Source organism: Pseudomonas sp. EA_65y_Pfl1_P113, from assembly GCF_963970525.1.
Classification (GTDB): domain Bacteria; phylum Pseudomonadota; class Gammaproteobacteria; order Pseudomonadales; family Pseudomonadaceae; genus Aquipseudomonas; species Aquipseudomonas tritici.
The window spans coordinates 1-545 of sequence record NZ_CAXAQM010000319.1 but is presented as its reverse complement, the minus strand read 5'-3'; the positions used below and the strand labels follow the sequence as shown (position 1 = coordinate 545).

Genomic DNA, 545 nt, shown 5'->3' with positions numbered 1-545 from the left:
ATAGTTATTGTACATCAATATCTTGAGAACTTGGCACGCTCCCTGCAAATCCTTTGTGCGTTGGCGGACGGGTGGTCCGGACCGCCAAGTAACAAAGGGAAAATCATCATGTCCGTTCGTTTTGAATCGCTGTCGCGCGTTGCCTTTTCGCTCGTCGCCGCCGTCGCTTTCACCTTCGTTCTCGCATCCACGGCCGTGTCGCTCTCCCCGATCGCATGATCGGCGGAGGCGGCGTCTCTCGCTAAATGTTTGATTGGAGCGCTTTACCGCACACACCGCTCGTGGCACGTTTCCGCGCAACGACAAAGAGGTGGGTATGATCCGTGCGCGCGTCCCAACGGTTCTCTTTAGCCTGATCGTATTGCTGTCCGCCTGCGGCGAGGGGGGCGGCACGTCGAGCGGATCAACCCCAACGCCGACCGCGTCCACCCCGACCCCAACGCCAGCAAGCGGCGGAACTTGATAATTGCGGGATCGGCAGGATTGGGCGGCGGCGCAGTTGAGGGAATGTTATCTCTATCCGAAAACCTTGCCGAGCAAGCTCG

1 protein-coding gene is annotated in these 545 nt (G+C 58.9%); it reads left to right on the top strand.

The window, feature by feature from the left end:
- A partial coding sequence (locus AACY52_RS29825; RefSeq protein ID WP_339561307.1) for a hypothetical protein occupies positions 1 to 219 on the top strand: 219 nt, incomplete at its 5' end.
- Between the last annotated feature and the right edge of the window lie 326 nt (positions 220 to 545).